Origin of the sequence: Sphingomonas crocodyli (assembly GCF_004005865.1) — a bacterium.
Taxonomy (GTDB): Bacteria; Pseudomonadota; Alphaproteobacteria; order Sphingomonadales; family Sphingomonadaceae; genus Rhizorhabdus; species Rhizorhabdus crocodyli.
Genome location: NZ_SACN01000001.1, coordinates 2,964,231 through 2,985,078, shown reverse-complemented (window position 1 = coordinate 2,985,078; position 20,848 = coordinate 2,964,231). Strand labels below are relative to the sequence as shown.

Below are 20,848 nucleotides of genomic sequence, written 5' to 3'. Positions count from 1 at the left end.
CGTTCGGAAAGACATCATAGTGACCACCCCCGCCTCCACCCAGTTCGTCAATGTCGGTGAGCGCACCAACGTCACCGGTTCGGCGGCGTTCAAGAAGCTCATCATGGGCGGCGATTATGTGAAGGCGGTCGAGGTCGCGCGCCAGCAGGTTGAAAATGGCGCGCAGGTGATCGACGTCAACATGGACGAAGGTCTGCTCGACGCCGAACTGGCGATGACGACCTTCCTCAAGCTGATCGCCGCCGAGCCGGATATCGCGCGCGTGCCGGTGATGGTCGACAGTTCCAAGTGGGACGTGATCGAGGCGGGGCTCAAGTGTGTCTCGGGCAAGCCGATCGTCAATTCGATCAGCATGAAGGAAGGCGAGGAAGCCTTCCTCCATCACGCCCGCAAATGCCGCCAGTACGGCGCGGCCGTGGTCGTGATGGCGTTCGACGAGGTCGGGCAGGCCGATACGAAGGACCGTAAGGTCGAGATTTGCGAGCGCGCCTACAAGCTGCTCGTCGCCGATGGCTTCAGCCCCGAGGACATCATCTTCGATCCCAACATCTTCGCGGTGGCGACGGGGATCGAGGATCACAACAATTACGGCGTCGACTTCATCGAGGCGTGCAAGGAAATCCGCAAGCGCTGTCCGCACGCGCACATTTCGGGCGGTCTTTCGAACCTCAGCTTCTCGTTCCGCGGCAATGAGCCGGTGCGCAAGGCGATGCACAGCATCTTCCTGTACCACGCCATCCCGGCCGGCATGGACATGGGCATCGTCAATGCGGGCCAGCTCGACGTGTACGACACGATCGACCCTGAACTGCGCGAAGCGTGCGAAGATGTGATCCTCAACCGCCCGGCGCGTTCGGAGGACGAGACGCCCACCGAGCGCCTGATCGCGATCGCCGAGCGCTTCCGCGGCAAGGATGCGGTCGCCGAAAAGGCCGCCGAGGAATGGCGCGGCTGGAACGTCGTCAAGCGGCTCGAACATGCTTTGGTGAAGGGCATCGACGCCTATGTCGTCGACGATACCGAGGAATGCCGCCAGCAGTTCGCGCGCCCGATCGAGGTGATCGAAGGCCCGCTGATGGACGGGATGAACGTGGTCGGCGACCTGTTCGGTTCGGGCAAGATGTTCCTGCCGCAGGTCGTGAAGTCCGCGCGCGTGATGAAGAAGGCGGTGGCGCATCTGCTGCCCTTTATCGAGGCGGAGAAGGAAGCAGGCGCCAAGGCCAAGGGCCGGATCATCATGGCGACCGTCAAGGGCGACGTTCACGACATCGGCAAGAACATCGTCGGCGTCGTGCTCCAGTGCAACGGCTATGAAGTGATCGATCTGGGCGTGATGGTGCCGTGGATGACGATCCTGCAGGCAGCGAACGAGAATGATGCCGACATGATCGGCCTGTCGGGCCTGATCACCCCCTCGCTCGACGAGATGGTGACGGTGGCGGCCGAGATGCAGCGCACCAACATGACGATGCCGCTGCTGATCGGCGGCGCGACCACATCGAAGGTCCACACCGCTTTGCGCATCGCGCCGGCCTATGAAGGCCCGGTCGTCCACGTCCTTGACGCGAGCCGCGCGGTCGGCGTCGCATCGACCCTGTTGTCGGATACGCAGCGCGACGAGTTCGTGCGCAAGACGGCGGCCGATTATCACGCCGTCCGCATAGCGCGCGAAGGCAAGGGGCAGAACGATCTCGCGACGATCGACGAGGCGCGCGCCAACGGCTTCGTCGCCGATTTCGCGCTCAAGCCCGATGCGCCCAAGCAGCCCGGCACGCACGTCTTCGCCGATTGGCCGCTCGAGGATCTGCGCGACTATATCGACTGGACGCCCTTTTTCCGCGCGTGGGAATTGGCGGGCAATTATCCCGCGATCCTGACCGATCCGGTCGTCGGCGAAAGCGCGTCGAGCCTGTTCGCCGATGCGCAGACGATGCTCGACACGATCATCGCGGAGAAGTGGCTGACCGCGAAGGGCATCGCCGCACTCTGGCCTGCGCATAGCGAAGGCGACGACGTCATCGTGAACGGCGACACGCGCCTCGCCTTCCTGCGCCAGCAGATCAAGAAGCGCGAGGGCCGCGCCAACATGTGCCTCGCCGATTTCGTCGCGCCGCAGGACGACTGGATGGGCGGCTTCGCGGTCGGCATCCACGGCATGGATCCGCACATCGCGCGCTTCAAGGCCGAGACCGACGATTATAACGACATCCTGTTGAAGGCGCTGGCCGATCGTCTGGCCGAAGCCTTTGCCGAACGTCTCCACCTCCACGTCCGCACCACGCTCTGGGGCTACGCCGAGGGCGAGCAACTGACCAACGAGGCGCTGATCAAGGAGCAATATCGCGGCATCCGCCCGGCGCCCGGCTATCCGGCGTGCCCGGACCACAGCCTGAAGCCGATTCTGTTCGATCTGCTCGGCGCGCAGGAAAAGACCGGCATCACCCTGACCGAAAGCTTCGCGATGCTGCCGACAGCGGCGGTTTCGGGCTTCTACTTCGGCCACCCGGAGGCGAGCTATTTCGGCGTCGCGCGGATCGGGCCGGATCAGGTCGCCGATTATGCCGCGCGGCGCGGCGAGGAATTGTCCGTCACCGAACGCTGGCTGCGGCCGAACCTGGACTGATTTTCTTATACCAAGGACGTGGTCGCAAAACTCGCAAGCAATTTGACTTTGCGGCAAAATTGACCAGCATTGGCGCATGCTGCCTGGCGACTATACAAAGTGGCGAGATGACGTTCGTGCAAGATGCGAGGCGCAAGGCGTCGAGCAGACAAGGACTCTCCTCACCGAAGGTCGTTATGGTGAGCGAAAAGCACCTATTGTTAGGCAGTGGCTTGCAGAGCAATCGGGCGACCGCGCTGCAATTGTCCAAGCCGCAGAAGCTGCCGAGCGAGAAGAAGATCGGCAGATTGCGCGAGAAGGAAACGATATTGCTCGCGGCGCAAACCGCATAGCATTTGCGAGTCTTGCGTTATCGCTTCTGGCACTTGGTGTTGCAACTTACGCAGCTCTGCGTGAATTCCCGGTTAGTACCGGGAACAATGCCTTGCCGAGGATTGCGGCTAAGCAGGCAATCGGCAAAATATCTAAGCGATAGCCGCCTTCACCTCTTCGGCGCTGGCGATCCGCGCGACCATACGAAGCTGGTTCTCCACGATTACGCGATGCGTCTCGGCGTCGGACCCCGCGATGCAATCTTCGACCACGATGATGTTGTAGCCCAGGTCCGATCCCGCAATCGCGGCGCCGGGGATGGCGAGGTTGGTCGAAACGCCGGTCAGCACGACCGTCTCGATCTTCATCCGGCGCAGCGTGAGGTCGAGCGTGGTGCCGTGGAAGGGGACCATCCCCGCCGTGCGGGGGATCGAGAAGTCGCCTTCGACCGGCTGGAGTTCGTCGACGAACTCGACCGCCTCGGTGCCCAGCACCATCTGCTTATGCTTGCGCGCGAGGGCTGCGATCAACGTGTTGGCGGGCGCGTCGGCAAAGTCGGGGCGGTGGGTTGCGGGCAGGTGGACCACCGGCAGGCCGGCGGCGCGGAAGGCGGCCGCGAGATCGGCGATACGCGGGGTGATGCCGCGTTCGGCGACCTGGCCGGCGAGCGCGTTGAACGTGCCCCCGGCCTCGATCACGCCGCGCTGCATTTCGGAGATGAGAAGGGCGGCGCGGCCGGTGATGGTGATGCTCATGCTCGCACGGTGGCGCGGCTTGATGGGAGCGCCAAGTGGGGGAGGGCGATTTCCGAAAAGGCGGACCCATGAAATCCTCCCCGGGACGGGGAGGGGGACCGCGAAGCGGTGGAGGGGGTGGGAGCCCGGCGGTTCCGCTTGTGGCCAGCCCCCTCCGTCGCCTTCGGCGCCACCTCCCCCTCCGGGGGAGGATTTATTTGGACGCCACCTTCGTATCCACCACCGCCGGCGCCTGTTGCCAGCCGCCGCCCAGCGCGCGGAACAGGGCGATCTGCGCTGTCGCGATGCGGGCGTCGGAGGCGGCGAGGGCGGCTTCCGAATCCGCGAAGGTGCGCTGCGCATCGAGCGAGGAGAGATAGTCGATCTGCCCTTCGCGCTGGCGGGCGGCGCTGATCCGGGCGGCGGCGGCGGATTCGTCGCGCGCGGCCTGGAGCGCGTCGCGGCGCTGGAGTTCGCGTTGGTAGGCCGACAATGCCGTTTCGGTCTCGCGCAATGCGGTCAGCACCGTGCCGTCGAAGCTCGCGAGCGACGCCTTGGCATCGGCCTTAGACGCGGCGATCCGCGCGCGAACCGGCTCCTGATTGGGGAAGGCCCAGCTGATCAGCGGCCCCAGGAACCAGTTGAGCGGCCCGCCGCCGAACAGGTTGCCCAGCCCCGTGCTCGTCTGCCCGATCCCGCCGCCCAGCGAGATGCGAGGGTAGAGATCTGCGGTCGCCACCCCGATCCGCGCGGTATCGGCGGCAAGGCGGCGTTCGGCCGCGCGCACGTCGGGGCGGCGCGCGAGCAGATCGTGCCCGTCGCCCACCGGCACCGGGCTGGTGAGGCGCGGGATCGTGGTGCGCGTGCCCGCATCGCTCGGCAGGTCGCGCGGGGCGCGACCGGTGAGGGTCGCGAGGCGGAACAGGGCGTTCTCACGCTCGGCGAGCAAGGCGGGGATGTCGGCCTTGCGCTGGTCGCGCAGCGCCTGCACCCGGATCACGTCGAGCCGGGTCGCGCGGCCCGCCTCGAACCGGCCGTTGGTGATGCGCGTGCTGTCGTCGAGCAGCTTCACGATCCGTTCGGCGACCGCGATCCGCTCGGCGGCGGATGCGGCGTCGAGATAGGCGCGCGCCGTATCGGCGGCGACCGCGACGCGGACCGCATCGGCATCGAAGGCGGCGGCGGCGAGATCGCCCTTGGCCGCCTCGACCCCGCGACCGACGCGGCCGAACAGGTCGACCTCGTAGGACACGCTGAGCCCCGCATCGATCCGCCAGCTTTCACGGTCGACGCCGGGGATCGTCTGGATCGCCGAGACCTGCCCGTAATTGGCGCTCGCATCGATGCCGGTCTGCGGCAGGCGTCCGTTGGCGGCCCCGCGCAGGGCAGCGCGCGCTTTCTCGATCCGGGCGACCGCGACGCGGACGTCGGTATTGGCGGCGAGCGCGTCGGCGATCAGTCGATCGAGGATGGGATCGTCGTAAAGCCTCCACCACTGTTCGGCCGCAGGGTTTGCCGTGACAGTGGTGGAGGAGGTGGCGCCGAGGAAGGGGGCCTCGGCGCCGGGGCTGACGATGGGCGCCTTGTAGTCGGGGCCGACCGCTTGTGCGGTGGTCCCGATCAGCGCGGTTGCGGCAAGTAGTGTGTGGATCAGACGCATGGATCTGGCTCCCTTATTCGGCGGGCTGGAGCGCGGGATCGATGCCCTTGCCCCGGCCACGCCATGCGCTCAGCCGATCGGCGGCTGCGCGGGTGACGACATAGAAGGTCGGCGTGAAGATCAGGCCGAAGGCGGTGACGCCGATCATTCCGAAGAAGACCGCCGTGCCCAGAGCCTGACGAAGCTCCGCGCCCGCGCCTTCGGCGATGACCAGCGGAACCGCGCCCAGGATGAAGGCGAAGCTGGTCATCAGGATCGGCCGCAGACGCATCTGCGCCGCCTGGATCGCCGCCTTGGCAGGCGACAGTCCCTCCTGCTCGCCCTGCCGCGCGAACTCGACGATCAGGATCGCGTTCTTGGCGGCCAGCGCGATGAGGACGATCAGCCCGATCTGGGTGAGGATGTTGTTGTCCATGCCCCTGAGGTTCACGCCGATCATCGCCGCGAGCAAAGTCATCGGCACGATCAGGATGATCGCGAAGGGCAGAGCCAGGCTTTCATATTGCGCGGCGAGCACGAGGAAGACGAACACCACCGCCATGCCGAAGACGATGCCGGCGGTGTTGCCGACCATCTTCTGCTGATAGGCGATATCGGTCCATTCGTGGGTGTAGCCCTTGGGCAGAGTGGCGTCGGCCAGCTTCTCCATCGCGACCAGCGACTGACCCGAAGAGCTGCCCTGCGGCACGTTCCCCGCGACGATCGCGGCCGGATAGAGATTGTAGCGGGTCACGCGCCACGGACCGGTCTTATCCTCGAACTTCGCGACCGAACCCACCGGCACCATCCCGCCCGCCGCCGACCGCGTCTTGAGGTTGGCGATATCGGCGGTGGTGTTGCGGAAGGGCGCATCGGCCTGCGCGGTCACGCGATAGGTGCGGCCGAGCAGATTGAAGTCGTTGACGAAGGCCGAACCCAGATAGACCTGCAGCGCTTCGAAGATCTTCTCCGGCGGCACGCCCAGCATGTCGGACTTGGCACGGTCGACATCGGCGAAGATGCGCGGCGTGGCGCTTTCGAACAGGGTGTACACCCACGCCAGATGCTCGGTCTGGTTCGCCTTGCCCGTCAGCCCGTAGGTGGTGTTGGCAAGGTTGGCATAGCCCTGGCTCGAACGATCCTGCACCGCCATCGCATAGTCACCGCCATTGCCGATGCCCTGGATGAGCGGCGGCGGCAGGAAGATCAGGCGCGCGCCGTTGATGTCCGCGGTGCGCTTCTGCGCCTCGGCGAAGATCGTCTTGAAGTCGCCATGTTCCAGCTTGGATCGGTCAGCAAAGCTGTCGAGCGGGAAATAAGCGGCGGCCGCGTTGGGCTGCAGCGTCTGCGACGGGCCGTCGAGACCGGCGAGCATCACCGAACCCTTGATGCCGGGGATCGGCAGGATGCGTTCGGCGACCTTGCGCATCATCGCGTCGGTCCGTTCCAGCGAGGAGCCGGCGGGCAGCTGGATCACGGTCAGGAAATAGCCCTGATCCTGCGCGGGGATGAAGCCGGTCGGGGTCGACCAGAACAGAGCCACCGTCGCGGCGATCAGCACGCCATAGGTCGACAGCACCTTGCGCGGACGCTTGATCAGCCAGCCGGTCATGCGGGCATAACGCTGCGACATACGATCGAAACCGCGGTTGAAGCGATTGCCGGCCTTGGCCAGCAGCCGGCGCCAGCGCGGGCCGCTTTCGTCGCCATGCTTGGCCTTGAGCAGGATCGCGGCGAGCGCGGGCGACAGCGTCAGCGACAGGACCAGCGAGATGACGGTCGAGGTCGAGATCGTCACCGCGAACTGGCTGTAGAAGGCGCCCGAAATGCCGGTCAGGAACAGCGTGGGGATGAACACCGCGCATAGCACCAGCACGATCGCGACAAGCGCGGTCGACACTTCGTCCATCGAGACGCGGGCGGCGTCCTTCGGCGATAGGCCGCGCTCCAGATTGCGTTCGACATTTTCGACCACGACGATCGCGTCGTCGACGACGATGCCGATCGCCAGCACCAGCCCGAACAGCGACAGGCTGTTCAGCGAGTAGCCGAGGCCCGCCAGCACCGCGAAGGTGCCGATCAGCGAGACGGGGATCGCGATCACCGGAATGATCGCCGCGCGCCAGCTCTGGAGGAACACTAGGATGACGATGACGACCAGGATCACCGCTTCGATCAGCGTGTCGCGCACCGCGTCGATCGACTGGGCGATGAACTCGGTGGGGTTGTAGATGACGCGATATTCGAGGCCCTTGGGGAAGGACTTCGCCATATCGTCCATCGCGGCGTTCACCTCTTCGGCGGCCTGCAGCGCGTTGGTGCCGGGGCGCTGGAACACGCCCAGCACGACGGTCGGCTTGCCGCTGAAATAGGTGTTGCTGTTATAGTCCTCGGCGCCCAGCTCGACCCGGCCGACATCCTTGACCCGGACCTGGCGGCCGTCGGGATCGGTGCGGATCACGATATCGGCGAACTGCGCCGGATCGGTCAGGCGGCCCTGCGTCTCCACATTCATCTGAAAGGCGGAGCCGGTGTCATAAGGCGGCTGGCCGATCGTGCCGGCGGCGACCTGCACATTCTGCGCACGCAGCGCGGCGACGATCTCGCCCGCGGTCAGATCGAGCGCGGCGGCACGGCCCGGATCGATCCAGACACGCATGCCATAATCGCGCGAACCGAACAGGCGCACGTCACCGACGCCATCGATACGCGACAGCCGGTCGCGCACCTGGGTGAGGGCGTAGTTCGAGATATAGCCGCGATCGAGGCTGTCGTCAGGCGAGATCAGGTTCACGACCATTAGGAAGTCGGGCGACGTCTTGCGCGTGACGATGCCCAGCCGCTGCACGGTTTCGGGCAGGCGCGGCGTCGCGACCGCGACCCGGTTCTGCACCAGCACCTGCGCGGCATCCAGATCTGTGCCCAGCTTGAACGTGACGGTGATCGTCAGGCGGCCGTCGCCGGTCGAGTGCGACTGCATGTAGAGCATGTTGTCGACGCCGTTGATCTCCTGCTCGATCGGAGCAGCGACCGTTTCGGCGACGGTTTCGGCCGACGCGCCCGGATAGGTGGCGCTGACCGTCACGGTCGGCGGCACGACGTCCGGGTACTGCGCGATCGGCAGCGTGAAATAGGCGATCGCCCCGATCAGGGTGATGATGATCGCAATGACTCCGGCGAAGATCGGCCGGTCGATGAAGAAGCGGGACAGGCGCATGGGGGCCGTCTCCTGTGAACGGAGTTCAGATAGTTCGGAGTGGAGGGGCGGGTGGACACGCCACCCGCCTCGCTATGTTATCGAGCGAAGGTCGCCTGGGCCGCCGCAGGGGCGGAGATCGCGGCGGGCGCGGCCTCCTTGTCCGGGGCGAACGTGCCGGGCTTTACGTCGACCTTGGCGCCGGGCTGCACCGCCTGCATGCCTTCGATGACGACGCGGTCACGCAGGTCGGCGCCCGATCGGATCACGCGCAGCCCGTCGACCACCGGGCCGAGCACGACCGGCTTTGCCGCGATCGTCCCGTCCTTGGCGACGATGAGCAGGATCTTGCGCGCCTGATCGGTCTGGACGGCGGCGTCGGGGACGAGCAGCGCGCGCACCTTCGCGGCATTGGCGAGGCGCATGTTGCCGAACATGCCCGGCGTCAGGAAACCTTTCGGATTGTCGAGGACCGCACGGCCCCGGATCGTGCCCGAACGGTTGTCGAGGCCGTTGTCGGTGAAGTCGATCTTGCCCTTCCAACGATAGTCGGGCTCGTCCTGCAGGCGGACTTCGACGCTGGGGGCGGGGGCGCCCGCCTGCGCGCTGCGCTGCGCCTTCAGAAACAGGGCTTCGGACGCGTCGAAGCTGAAATAGATCGGATCGAGCGCGTTGATCGTGGTCAGCAGGGTCGCCGCAGACCCTTCGCCGCCCGCGACCAGATTGCCGATGTCGACGCGGCGATCGGAGACACGGCCGGTGATCGGCGCGCGGACGACCGAGAATTCGACATCGAGCGCACGGGCGCGGATGCGGGCGTCGGCGCCGGCCAGGCCGGCCTCGGCCGCCTGAACGCGGGCGCGCAGGCCGTCCATCTCGCCGGTCGACAGCGCCTCGTCACCCTTCAGCCGATCGGCGCGGGCAAGGTCGGCGCGGGCGAGCGCGAGGGTGGAACGCGCGCTGGCGGCCGAAGCGCGGGCTTCGGCCAGCGCCGCCGTGAACGGGCGCGGATCGATCGTGAACAAAGGCTCGCCCTTGCGCACGGTGTCGCCGTCGCGGAAGTGGCGGGCGACGATCTGCCCCGCGACGCGCGGGCGCACCTCGACCGCCTGGCTGGCGGCGAAGCGGCCGATATAGGTGTCCCATTCGGTCACTTCGCGCGCGATCGGGCTGGCGACGGTGACGACCGGCGTGGGCATCGCCATCGCCGGCTGGCCACGATGGAACAGGAACCAGCCGACCGCCGCAATCAGGACGGCTGCCGCGCCGAGGATGAGCCGGATCGGCAACGGGCGCTTTTCGGGCGCTTCTGTCACCGTCTCGGGCGGGGTGATGTGGGTAGGAGCGTTCATGCGAGCACCTCACGGCCGCGGCCGATGCGATAGGGGGCGATCCGGGCGAGCATCAGCTCGACATGATCGGGGCTGTAACCGACGCGGCGTGCCTCGGCCTGGACTTCGGGCGACAGGCGATGCCCGTCGCGCCAGCCGTGGACGGCCAGACGGCGCAGCGTTTCGAGTTTGGTGTCGGCCAGCTTGCGGTTCGAACCGAAGCCGAACAGCAGGCCGAGCAGGCGCGACAGGCGGCCGGGTTCTTCAAGACTGTCGAGCCCGTCCTGTCGCGCGAGCGCGATGACCGACCATTCCAGCCCGCTGAACCGCGCGGCGGCTTCGGTACGGGCAGGCGCCAGATGCGCCGCGAGCGGCAGGGCATCGCTGAAGTTCATATAGGCCATCGTGACCTCCCTCGATTGGACGTGATCGTCCGTCCGGCGAAACACTGTCTCGCGCGCCGGTACTTCGGATCATGTGTGTCAAAAGCAGACTTGGGGATCGGGGCGGTGGCGCGACTCGCTCGCGTCGCCACCTCGTTCCATACCAATCGGTATATAAATAGACGCTGCACCGCGTCAACATCTTTTTATACCGATTGGTATGTTTCGGTAAAGCGGAGATTTTAGCCGAAACTATCGGGCCGTCGCTTTTTGGCGTCGCCTCGACAGGCAGGGTTTGGTGAGTCTCGCGCCTCGCCTCGTCACATCATCTTGAGGGATCCCAGCTTTCGCCGGGGTGACGGTAGGGTTAGCGCCCCGGCCAGATCGCCAGAGCGGTGTCGACCAGCTGGCGGAGCTGTTCGGGCGTCGCGCCCGAACTGGCCTGCACGGCCATGCCCTGCGTGATGGAGGCCAACAGACGCGCGAGCGCGTCGGGGTCGGTCCCCTCGGGCAGATCGCCTTCGTCGCAGGCACGCGCAAAGCGATCGACCAATGCGGTGTGGATCGATGCAGTACGCTGGGTGACGTCGGCCCGAATCGACTCAGCCTGCGCGCTGCACGCGACGCTGGCGATCACGCCCAGGCAGCCCGCCGGATCGTTGCCGCTATTCTGCATCGCGAGCGCGCCGAACAACAGGCGCTCGGCCACGCCACGTCCGGTCGGCGCTTCGAGCGCCTGCCCGACATAGGCCAGCTTTTCGCGCTCGTAGAGGTCCAGGGCCTTGTGAAACAGGGCTTCCTTATTGCCGAACGCCGCATAGAGGCTCGGCTTGCTGATCCCCATCGCCTCGGTCAGATCGGCCATCGACGCGCCGTCGAAACCCTTCGACCAGAAGACGCGCAGGGCAGCGCCTAGCGCCGCTTCACAGCAGAACTCGCGCGGGCGGCCCTTGGCGGGCGGGGGTGCCAGAACGGTTTCCATAACGGTCGGTATATAAGTATCCTGTCCGCTTCCGTCCAGTCCCTTGCCCGCAGCGGGCCTTGCTTTCAATAGCCTTGGGCCAGATCGATCTCGTTCTGCAGCGGCGCGCCCTTCATATAGGCGTCCAGATTCCGCAGAAACAGATCGGCCGCACGACGGAACAACCCGGTCTGCGCACGGCCCGACAGGTGCATCGTCACGATCGTGTTGGGCGCCTTCCACAGCGGATCGTCGGGCGTCAGCGGCTCGGGATCGGTAACGTCGAGGAAGGCGCCGCCGATCCGGCCTTCGCGCAGCGCCTCGATCATCGGCTCGCGATCGATCAACGGCCCGCGCGCGATGTTCACCAGCCACGCGGTCGGCTTCATCCGCGCGATCACCGCAGCATCGACCAGCGCCCTGGTCTCCTCGGTCGAAGGCGCGGCGACGATGATGAAGTCGTAATCGCCCGCTTTCTCCTGCCACTCATGCGGGCCCATCGTGCCGTCGCCGGGGCGCGGATTGTTGCGCACGGCATCGACCCGCATCTCGAACGCGCGCAGCCGATCGGCGATCTTGCCGCCGATATGGCCGAGCCCGACCACAAGCGCGCGGGCGCCCTCCAGCTCGATCTTGCCGGGCGAGTCGGGCAGCCATTCGGCGCGATCATGCGCGCGCACCACCTCGTCGAAGCGCTTTGCGCCGACCAGCACGCCCATCACCGCATATTCGGCGACGACCGACGCGTTGATCCCCGCGCCGTTGGTCAGCCGAACGCCGCGTTCCCGCAACGTATCGAGCGGCAGATGCTCGATCCCCGCGCCGATCACATGCGTCCAGCGCAGCCGATCGGCGTGCGCGAAGACGTTCATATTCTTCTGCTGCGCGCGATGATCGAACCAGGCGACGTCCACCTTAGATGCGCCTTCGAAATTGGCCTCGACCGTGTCGAAATAGAGCGGCTCGACCCCGTCGGGCAGGCGCCCTTCGAAATGGTGGCGCAGATGACCCGGCATGCCGACGATCAGCGGTTTTGCGGTTTCGCCCATCTTTTCCTCTCTTATGTGGACAGCGCCACTCTAGCCGATAGAGTTACCTCAAATACAAGCGAGGATAGCGGGAATGGCGTTGGCGGGAGCGGGTGAGGGCGGATTTTCCGGACAGGCGGTGCTTCAGACGCGCCATCCGCGCGCGATCCTGACGCTGGGCATCCTGCTGCTTTTCACCATCCTGTCCTACATCGATCGCATGGTCCTGGTGCTGCTGATCGATCCGATCAAGCGCGACCTGTTGATCAGCGACGTGCAGGTCAGCCTGCTGCAGGGCCTTGCCTTCGCGCTCTGCTTCTCGCTCGCCGGGCTGCCGCTCGGCTGGCTGGCGGATCGTTATTCGCGGCGCTGGATCATCTATCTGGGGATCACAGCATGGTCGTTCGCGACCGCGGCGGGCGGGCTGGCGAGCAGCTTCGGCGAACTCTTCCTCGCGCGCTTCTGCGTGGGGGTGGGGGAGGCCGCGCTTGCGCCCGCCGCCTATACGATGCTCGCCGATCTCTTTCCCCGGCGACAGCTTGCGGCGGCGACGGGCGTGCTGGCGACGGGCGGTGCGATCGGCGGTGGCACGGCGGTGTTGGCGGGCGGCCTCGTCGTCGCCTGGGCCGAAAAAGCTGGCGTGGTGGCGTTGCCGCTGATCGGCGCGGTCCAGCCATGGCAGCTCGTTTTCTTGAGCTTCGGTATCCCCGGCATCATCGCCGCCTTCCTGATCTTCCTTGCCCCCGAAACGCGCAGGCAGGCGCCGACCTCGCCTCAGCCGCACGCCGCCGCCGCGCCGGGCTTCGGCCGCTGGCTCGCGGCGAACTGGCTGTTCGTGTCGACGATCGTGGTCGGGACGGGCTGCCTCGGCATCCTCGCTTATGCCGTCACCAATTGGACGCCCGCTTATCTGTCGCGCGCGCTGGGGCTCGATCCGCGCGAGATCGGGCTGACCCTCGGTCTCGTCACGCTGTTTGCGGGGATCGTCGGCTTCGCCGGTTCGGGGGTGATGATCGATTGGCTGACGGCGCGCAATCTGCGCAACGCCACCTACAGCTACCTGATCGCCAGCGGGGTGGTCAGCGGATCGATGGCGGTGGCGGCGTTCGCGCTGGCGCCGAACCTGACGGTTGTGATGATCTGCCTGGGCCTGTTCCACATGGCGATCCCGTTCACCACGGCGATGGTCGCAGGGGCGCAGGCGGGTACGCCGCGCGCCTATCGCGGGCGGATGATCGCGATCCTGAACCTGTCGGCGACGTTGGTGGGCATGATCGTCGGTCCGTCCAGCGTCGCCCTGCTGACCGACAAGGTCTTCATGGATCCGGCCAAGGTCGGCTGGTCGGTGGCGATCGTGTGCGGCGTGGCCGCGCCGCTCGCGATCCTGATCTACCTCGCGGGCTTCCGCGCGGCGGCGCGCGCGATGGATCGCGTGCGGGAGAGCGGCGAATGATCGACATCCGCGCGCAGGTGAGCGAGGCCGAATGGGCGGCGCGGATCGAACTCGCCGCCTTTTACCGGATCATCCATCGGCTGGGCATGACCGACATGATCTACAACCACGTCACCTTGAAGGTGCCGGGGGAGGAGGGGGCGTTCCTGATCAACGCCTTCGGGCTCGACTATTCGGAAATGACCGCATCGAGCCTGGTCAAGATCGACCTCGACGGCAATATCCTTCTCCCGCCGCCGCACGATTATGGGATCAACTATGCGGGGCTGGTGATCCACAGTGCGATCCACGCCGCGCGGCCCGATCTCCACTGCGTCGCGCATAGCCACACGCGGGCGGGCGTTGCGGTTTCCAGCCTCGAGTGCGGGCTGTTGCCGATCAACCAGAACGCGCTGCGCTTCGTGGGCGATCTTGGCTATCACGATTATGAAGGGCCGGCCTTCCGCATGGAGGAGCGCGACCGGCTGGTCGCCAATCTGGGCAGCGCCAACAACATGATCCTGCGCAACCACGGCCTGATCGCGGGCGGGCGCGACGTCGCCCAATGCTACGTCAATCTGTGGAGCCTCGAGACCGCCTGTCGGATGCAGATCGACACGATGGCCTGCGGCGCGCCGATCCACAAAGTCAGCGACGAGGCGATCGAGGAGAGCCGGCGCATCTATGCGATGGCGAACGATCCCGACGGCATGGGCAGCTATACGGGCGCGAAGCTCGAATGGGCGGCGGCGGTCCGCTTGCTCGACAAGGACGATACGAGTTACCGTAGCTGATGCTCTACGACGCCCGCGCCCATGCCGCGCGCTGGACCGACGATTATCTCTTCAATCAGCTGATCCCGTATATCGGGAACAAGCGGAAGCTTCTGCCGCTGATCGGGGAGGCGATCGCGGCCGCCGAACTGGGGCATGGCGCGCATTTCGTCGATCTGTTCGCGGGCAGCGGGGTCGTCTCGCGCTTTGCCAAGACGTTGGGCTTCCGCGTCACGGCGAACGATTGGGAGCCTTATGCCGGCGCGATCAACGGCGCGCATGTCGCGCTCGACGCCGCCCCCGATTATCGCGGCCGCGCCTATGAGGAGGTGATCGCGACGCTCAACGATCTGCCGCCGGTCGAAGGCTGGGTGACGAAGCATCTGTGCCCCGACGATGACGATAATCCCGATCCGGCGCGCGACCGCATGTTCTACCTGCGCCGCAACGGGATGCGGATCGATGCGATCCGCGCGTGGATCGAGGACCAGCGGCTCGAGGCGGGGCAGCGCAACGCCCTGCTCGCGCCCCTGCTCTATCAGGCGTGCTACGTCGCCAACGTCTCGGGCGTGTTCAAGGGATTTCACCGCGGCTGGGGCGGGCAGACGGGGACGGCGCTGCACCGGATCAAGGCCGATCTGACGCTGCGGCCCGCCATCTTCCACGCCAACGGCTTTGCCGCGCGCGCGACCGCGATGGATGCGGCGAAGCTGGCGGGGGAGGCGGCCGACTTCGTCTATCTCGATCCGCCCTACAACCAGCATCCCTATGGATCGAACTATCATGTGCTGAACTCGATCGCGCTCGACGATCGCCCGCTACTCAGTGCCAAGATCGAGGGGCGCGGCAGCAAATCGGCGATCCGCACCGATTGGCGTAGCGAGCGGCGCAGCGCCTATAATCATCGCGGGCAGGCGCTCGCCGCCTATCGGGCACTGGTGGGCGCGATCGACGCGCGCTGGATCGCGACGAGTTATTCGACCGACGGCAATATCGCGGTGGCGGACATGGTCGCGGCCTGCGTCGCGCGCGGCGACACCAGCGTCTTCGTGCAGGGCTACAAACGCTACCGTGTCAGCAGCCAGCGCATGTCGCCCAAGCCGATGAATGTCGAGTTCGTGCTGCTGACCGACACGGCCGCCCCGGCGCGGACCTCAGCGCAGGATCTGGTCGCCGCGATCGAGCAGGCCGAGCGTATCGCGCTCGACGCGCATCCTCAGACGGCGAGCGCGATCGGCCGGGTATAGGCGGTTTCGCCCATCAACATCGCGATCGCGCGGGCCTCGCGCGCCATGTGCAGCCGCATCGCCTTGATCAGTTCCAGCGCCTCGGGCTTGTACACCTGCCAGTCGCACACCCCGCTCTGCGTCCAGCGCGCGACATAGGCGCGGAATTCGTTGCCCAGCTTCGTGCAGTTCGCCTTGAGTTCCTTCGCCTTGCGGATCTGATCGGGCATGCCGCGCGCGATCATCGGATCGAAGACCTCGGCATGCTTGTGATATTGATAGTTGGTGACGGCGCGCAGCAGCTCCCAACGCTTCTGCCCCACGCAATAGGCATCGTCGGCGGTGCCATGCAGAGCCAGCGCCTCGGCATCGTCGAGGATGCCGAGAATTTTGCGCTGATGCTCCGCCAGCCGTTCGAATGCGCCCCTGTCGTCCATGTCGGACAGCCTTGGGCGGCCAGAGTAAACGAAACCTTGCCGACGGATCTTCGGTTCGACGAAAGTCGTGTGACTACGGGGTCTTACGGAGGCAGTTTCAGACCGAAACGCCAATCGTCACCGTGCCCGTATAACCCGCCGAAATGCTGCCCGTGAGCGAGGGAGTCATCGCCGCGATCTGCGCGCTGCTATTGTCGCCGAACACGTTGTCGTTCGTGGTGGTGACGGCGGCGAGGCGCGATACGCTGCTGCTGTAGAGGCTGCTGCCCGCATAGACCGTGCTGCACACATCGCGCGGCATGGCGAACTGCGACGTCAGCGTCGCCGCGCGCCCGCTTGTGGCGGCCGAGAGGCTCGTGAACACCTCGAAATGCATGTGGGGATAGCGGCCGTCATAGCAGGCGGGGAAGATGGTGGTGAACGTCACCTGCCCGGCCGAATTGGTCACCTGCACCCCGCGCAGATAGCTTTCGCCCGGCACGGTGTAGAGCGAATAATTGCCGTCGACATTGCAGTGCCACAGATAGACGGCATAGCCCGACAGCGGCGCGCAGCTGGCGTTCACGTTGACGACGGTGAGCGTGATGGTGAGCAGCACCCCGCTCGCCACCGTTGTCGAACTGATGAAGCTCGATCGGATATCGGACCGCACGATCCCGCTGCTGGTCAGCACGTTGCTGGTCGATCCGCTGGCCGAATTGGTGCCGTCGGCGGGGTAGGGGCCGGCGGTTTCGGCGGCATCGGCGACGCACTGGCCGGTGCTGGTCGACGTGGTCGTGGTGGTAGTGCCGGTCGTCGTCGAGGTGCTGGTGGTCGTGCTGCTCGTCGTCGTGCTCGATGCGGTCTCGGTCGAACTGCTGCTGCCCCCGCCACAGCCGGTCAGCAATGCGGTCGCGCCCGCGCCCGCAAACCATCCGAGCAATCGCCGCCGCTCGACGATCTGGCGCGAAATCGTGTCGAGATCGAAGGCAAGGCCGCGGTCGTGATCGTGCATGTGACTCTCCCAATGTCAGGAGAGTGCGATGCAGCGCGCAGGTCACGCGTGAATGTCGCGATGTGGCAGTCGGGAGACCGACTGCAACAAAGGCGCTACGATTAACCACACTCAATCCTCCCCCGCCAGGGGGAGGTGTCAGCGCAAGCTGACGGAGGGGGAGGGCGGCGGCTCAGCAGAAGTCTCGCGTCCTCCCCCTCCGTCGCCTTCGGCGCCACCTCCCCCTGGCGGGGGAGGATAAGTGAGGATCAGGCCGGGATCAGCCCCATCACCTGATCGCCCAGGCCGATCGGATCGAACGGCTTGGTGATCACGCCCTTCGCCCCTTGCGCGATATAATCGTCGATATCCTGCGGCCGGGCGCGGGCGGTGACGAAGACGACGGGCAGGTTGGCGGTGTCGGGGTTCGCCTTCAGCCGGGCCAGGACGTCGGGACCGGTCAGGCCCGGCATCATCACGTCGATCATCGCCAGATCGGGCTTCCATCCCTCGTCGATCAGGATGGCGAGCGCCTGTTCGCCCGATTCCGCGGTGCGCACGGTCAGCTCGGGCTTCAGCTTCAGCGACATTTCGACGATCAGGCGGATATCCGGCTCATCGTCGACATAGAGGATCGATGTCATGCCGCTTCCTTCCGCTTTGCCATTATCTCGTTCACCGCAGCGACCAGATCGGGCAGCGACCGGCGCGATTTGACCAGCACCGCGTCGACATGGTTGCGAACGGTCTCGTCCACATCCTGCGCGGTATAGACCACGATCGGCAGACGATCGCCGGCGGCGTCGATCAGCTTCGGCAGCATGCTCGCGCCATTGCCGTCGGGCAGGCCGAGGTCGAGCACGACCAGATCGGGCGGATAGCGTTCGAGCAGCCCGGTCGCCTCCGAAATGCTGTGCGCGGTCACGACGCGGCCATGTCCCGCCATCGCGCGGACGAACAGTTCGCGGGTGTCGCCATCATCGTCGACATGCAGGACCAGCGGCAGATCGCGGCCCGCACGATCGAGCGCGCGTTCGACCGAGTTGATCAGGCGGTTGGCGTCGAACGGCTTGCGCAGCCAGTCGACGATGTCGGCGGTGTCGATCTCCTCCACCTCGCGGCTGGGCGGCGCGCCCGAAATGACGATCACCGGCTGGCGGCGTTCGCCGTCGTTCGGGCCGACATGCAGCGCGCGCAGCACGTCCGCGCCGTCCGCGTCCGACAGGGTCATGTCGAGAAGGATGACGTCGTAACGGTTGGTGCGCGCCAGGCTCGCGGCCTCCTGCACGCTGGGCGCCAGATCGCTGTCATAGCCCTTGCTGGCCAGCATCGTGCGCACCGTTTCGCCCACGTCGGCGTCATCCTCGCACACCAGGATGCGGTAGAAGCGGTTGCGCGCGCGATCGGCGGCATCGGCCAGGATCGGGATCGAGAAGGCGAAGCGCGCGCCCGCGCCCTCGACATTTTCGAACCAGATCTCGCCGCCATGATGGAGGACGATTTCGCGCGAGATGGCGAGGCCGAGGCCGGTCCCCGCGATCATCTTCGCCTCGGGCTGTGCGCCCTGCGCGAAGCGGCCGAAGATGTGCGGTGCGAATTCGGGCGCGATGCCGGGCCCCTTGTCGGTCACCTGCACGACGTAACGATCCTTGTCCTCGGTCACGGCCAGGTCGATCGTTGATCCGTCGGGCGAATATTTGATCGCGTTGGACAGCAGGTTGGTCGTCACCTGCACCAGCCGTTCGACGTCGGCGTTCACGGTCGCGGGCGCATCAGTAAGGTCGGTCGCGATGCGAATGTTCTTGCGTTCGGCCAGCCCGTTCATCGCCTGCGCGGCGCGGGTGCCGACATCGCGCAGGTCGATCGTCGCGGTGTCGAAGGCGAGCTTGCCAGTGCGCAGCTGATCGATGTCGAGGATGTCGTTGATCAGGCGGATCAGCCGCTGGCAATTATTTTCGGCAATTTCGGCCAGCCGCTGCGCGGGCGGCGGCAGATCGCCCGCCGCGCCGCCGCGCAACAGGCTGAGCGATCCCAAAACCGACGTCAACGGCGTGCGCAGCTCGTGGCTGACGGTGGAGATGAAGTCGTCCTTGAGCCGTTCGACCTCCTTGCGCGCGGAGGCATCGCGCAGCGCGGCGACGATATGGGTTCCGTCGGGCAGCTGCATCACGCCCAACACGACGTCGAGCGCGATCGGCTCGCCATTCGACGTGTGCCCGGTCAGGTCCATGCGGGCTTTGTTTTCCAGCACGCCGTCGCGATAGCCGATCCGGTCGAGGAAGCTGCCTTCGCCCGGCGCCAGTTCTACCAGCGTCGATATGTCGCGGCGCAGGAGCTGTTCGGTGCGATAGCCGAACATCGATTCCGCCGCCGGATTGATCGTGTCGATGCTGCCGCTGGGGTTGATCAGGATGATCGCATCGCTGACGCTGTTGAAGATCGCCTGCTGGCGCGCGGCGGCGTCCGCGGCGTCGAGCGCGAGTTCGTTGCGCAGCCGCCGGCTCTGCCCGACCATATAGCCCGAAATCGCCATGCCGACCGCGATGGCGGCGATCACCAGCCAGATGATGTGCAGCGTTGTCCGAACCCGCTCTGCATTTTCGCGCACGCTCGTTTCGAGCAGGCGGCTTTCATCTGCGATCAGCTTGTGGGTCTGATCGCGGATTTGATCCATCAGGCGTTTGCCAGTGCCCTCGGACAGCCGGTCGCGCGCGGGGGCGAAGCCTTCGCGGTCGCGCAGCTCGATCACCTGCTGCATCTCGGCCAGCTTGATTCCGATCAGGTCGGCGAGTTGCTGCTCTCCGGCTTTCTCGTCACTCCTGGGATGGCTGCTCCGCATCTTGTCGATCTGCGCGGGCAGGCGCGCGCGGGCATCCTCATAGGGCTGCAGGAAGCTGCGACTGCCGCTGACGATATAGCCGCGTTGACCCGTCTCTGCGTCCTGCACCAGCGAGAAGAGTTGCTCGATATCGCGGCGATGCTCGTAGGACTGCTGCGTCAATGCGCGGCTCTCTTCGGAGCGGCTATATTCGCCGGCCAGCCACGCCGCCATCGCCGCCAGGACGATCGGCCCCAGCGCGGCGAGTGCAATGATCTGAAGCCAGGTTGGACGTACGGGACCGCGTCGTCTCACGGCATGGCACCTGTAAGGGGGCGGACCATCAGGATCGCCTGGGTCCGGTTGGTGACGCCCAGCTTGCGGAAGATGGCCGAAAGGTGCGCCTTGATCGTCGCCTCGGTCACGCCCAGTTCGGCCGCAATCTGCTTGTTCAGGTCGCCATGCGCCAGCGCCATCAGCACGCGCCGCTGCGCGTTGGAGAGGCTTTCGATCCGCTTGCGAAGCTGTTCGGCGTCGTCCGCGCTCGCATCGATAGGCGGGAAGGAGCTTCCCCCGCGCAGCACGGTGCCGATCGCGGCGACGATGACGTCCAGCGGCTGCCGCTTCGATATGAAGCCCGATGCGCCCACCGCGCGCGCCGCCGACAGGATCTGCTTGCTGTCATGCGCCGAAATGATGGCGATCGGCACGCGGCCCAGCAAGTGCTGCAGTTTGAAAAAGCCGTTGAAACCATTGCTGTCAGGCAGTTCGTAATCCAGCAGGAGCAGACGATAGTCATTATGCTGCTGGATCATCACCTCCGCATCGGCGATCGATCCGGCCACGTCGACGACATAGCCCGGATGATGCACACGGAGCGCGATCTGAATTCCTTCGTTGATCAACGGGTGATCGTCGGCGATCAAAATGCGTCCAAGTGTCACGTTATACTCGCCGCTTGATTCCGCACCGGGGAACTCCG

At 66.0% G+C, this 20,848-nt stretch carries 17 protein-coding genes; 5 read left to right on the top strand and 12 right to left on the bottom strand.

The genetic code is table 11. The features are described from left to right. The first annotated feature begins 19 nt into the window (after positions 1 to 19). Complete coding sequence (gene metH, locus EOD43_RS14280; protein ID WP_127744493.1) at positions 20 to 2,623, top strand: methionine synthase; 2,604 nt, start codon at positions 20 to 22, stop codon at positions 2,621 to 2,623. Positions 2,624 to 2,730: 107 nt separating this feature from the next. After that, positions 2,731 to 2,955, top strand: coding sequence for a hypothetical protein (locus tag EOD43_RS14275; protein ID WP_127744492.1), 225 nt, complete (start codon positions 2,731 to 2,733; stop codon positions 2,953 to 2,955). 132 nt (positions 2,956 to 3,087) lie between these two features. Here the strand turns inward: EOD43_RS14275 and EOD43_RS14270 are convergent, their stop codons facing one another. The 7 genes from EOD43_RS14270 to EOD43_RS14240 form a co-directional block, all read right to left on the bottom strand. Continuing rightward, complete coding sequence (locus EOD43_RS14270; protein ID WP_127744491.1) at positions 3,088 to 3,690, bottom strand: cysteine hydrolase family protein; 603 nt, start codon at positions 3,688 to 3,690, stop codon at positions 3,088 to 3,090. 193 nt (positions 3,691 to 3,883) lie between these two features. Further along, a complete protein-coding gene (locus EOD43_RS14265; RefSeq protein ID WP_127744490.1) occupies positions 3,884 to 5,329 on the bottom strand; it encodes an efflux transporter outer membrane subunit in 1,446 nt (481 codons plus the stop codon). Between the two features lie 13 nt (positions 5,330 to 5,342). Continuing rightward, complete coding sequence (locus EOD43_RS14260; RefSeq protein ID WP_127744489.1) at positions 5,343 to 8,525, bottom strand: efflux RND transporter permease subunit; 3,183 nt, start codon at positions 8,523 to 8,525, stop codon at positions 5,343 to 5,345. A 77-nt stretch (positions 8,526 to 8,602) separates the two neighbouring features. Further along, on the bottom strand, positions 8,603 to 9,856 hold the full coding sequence (locus EOD43_RS14255; RefSeq protein WP_127744488.1) for an efflux RND transporter periplasmic adaptor subunit: 1,254 nt from the start codon (positions 9,854 to 9,856) through the stop codon (positions 8,603 to 8,605). Continuing rightward, entirely contained in the window at positions 9,853 to 10,239 is a 387-nt protein-coding gene (locus EOD43_RS14250; RefSeq protein WP_127744487.1) for a hypothetical protein, read from the bottom strand. Before EOD43_RS14250 ends, EOD43_RS14255 begins: the two co-directional genes overlap by 4 nt. 346 nt (positions 10,240 to 10,585) lie before the next feature. Continuing rightward, positions 10,586 to 11,200 carry a TetR/AcrR family transcriptional regulator gene (locus EOD43_RS14245; protein WP_127744486.1) on the bottom strand — a complete coding sequence of 205 codons (615 nt, stop codon included), beginning with the start codon at positions 11,198 to 11,200 and terminating at the stop codon, positions 10,586 to 10,588. Between the two features lie 65 nt (positions 11,201 to 11,265). Continuing rightward, entirely contained in the window at positions 11,266 to 12,228 is a 963-nt protein-coding gene (locus EOD43_RS14240; RefSeq protein ID WP_240653204.1) for a D-2-hydroxyacid dehydrogenase, read from the bottom strand. Positions 12,229 to 12,301: 73 nt separating this feature from the next. Between EOD43_RS14240 and EOD43_RS14235 the strand changes: the two genes are divergently transcribed. The 3 genes from EOD43_RS14235 to EOD43_RS14225 are packed head-to-tail and all read left to right on the top strand — an operon-like array spanning position 12,302 to position 15,659. Next, a complete protein-coding gene (locus tag EOD43_RS14235; protein WP_127744485.1) occupies positions 12,302 to 13,660 on the top strand; it encodes an MFS transporter in 1,359 nt (452 codons plus the stop codon). Further along, complete coding sequence (locus tag EOD43_RS14230) at positions 13,657 to 14,433, top strand: class II aldolase/adducin family protein (protein ID WP_127744484.1); 777 nt, start codon at positions 13,657 to 13,659, stop codon at positions 14,431 to 14,433. Before EOD43_RS14235 ends, EOD43_RS14230 begins: the two co-directional genes overlap by 4 nt. Beyond that, positions 14,433 to 15,659 carry a DNA adenine methylase gene (locus EOD43_RS14225; RefSeq protein WP_127744483.1) on the top strand — a complete coding sequence of 409 codons (1,227 nt, stop codon included), beginning with the start codon at positions 14,433 to 14,435 and terminating at the stop codon, positions 15,657 to 15,659. The genes EOD43_RS14230 and EOD43_RS14225 overlap by 1 nt, the downstream gene beginning before the upstream one ends. On the opposite strand, the gene EOD43_RS14220 is transcribed toward EOD43_RS14225, so the two are convergent. From EOD43_RS14220 to EOD43_RS14200, 5 genes are all read right to left on the bottom strand, one after another. Beyond that, positions 15,629 to 16,075, bottom strand: coding sequence for a hypothetical protein (locus EOD43_RS14220; RefSeq protein ID WP_127744482.1), 447 nt, complete (start codon positions 16,073 to 16,075; stop codon positions 15,629 to 15,631). The two genes, EOD43_RS14225 and EOD43_RS14220, sit on opposite strands and share 31 nt — an antisense overlap. A gap of 97 nt (positions 16,076 to 16,172) precedes the next feature. After that, on the bottom strand, positions 16,173 to 17,069 hold the full coding sequence (locus EOD43_RS14215; protein WP_127744481.1) for a dioxygenase family protein: 897 nt from the start codon (positions 17,067 to 17,069) through the stop codon (positions 16,173 to 16,175). A 248-nt stretch (positions 17,070 to 17,317) separates the two neighbouring features. Beyond that, a complete protein-coding gene (locus EOD43_RS14210) occupies positions 17,318 to 17,692 on the bottom strand; it encodes a response regulator (RefSeq protein WP_127744480.1) in 375 nt (124 codons plus the stop codon). Continuing rightward, positions 17,689 to 20,181 (bottom strand): response regulator, encoded by a 2,493-nt coding sequence (locus EOD43_RS14205; RefSeq protein ID WP_240653203.1) that lies wholly within the window; start codon positions 20,179 to 20,181, stop codon positions 17,689 to 17,691. Before EOD43_RS14205 ends, EOD43_RS14210 begins: the two co-directional genes overlap by 4 nt. After that, entirely contained in the window at positions 20,178 to 20,810 is a 633-nt protein-coding gene (locus EOD43_RS14200) for a response regulator transcription factor (RefSeq protein ID WP_127744479.1), read from the bottom strand. Before EOD43_RS14200 ends, EOD43_RS14205 begins: the two co-directional genes overlap by 4 nt. Between the last annotated feature and the right edge of the window lie 38 nt (positions 20,811 to 20,848).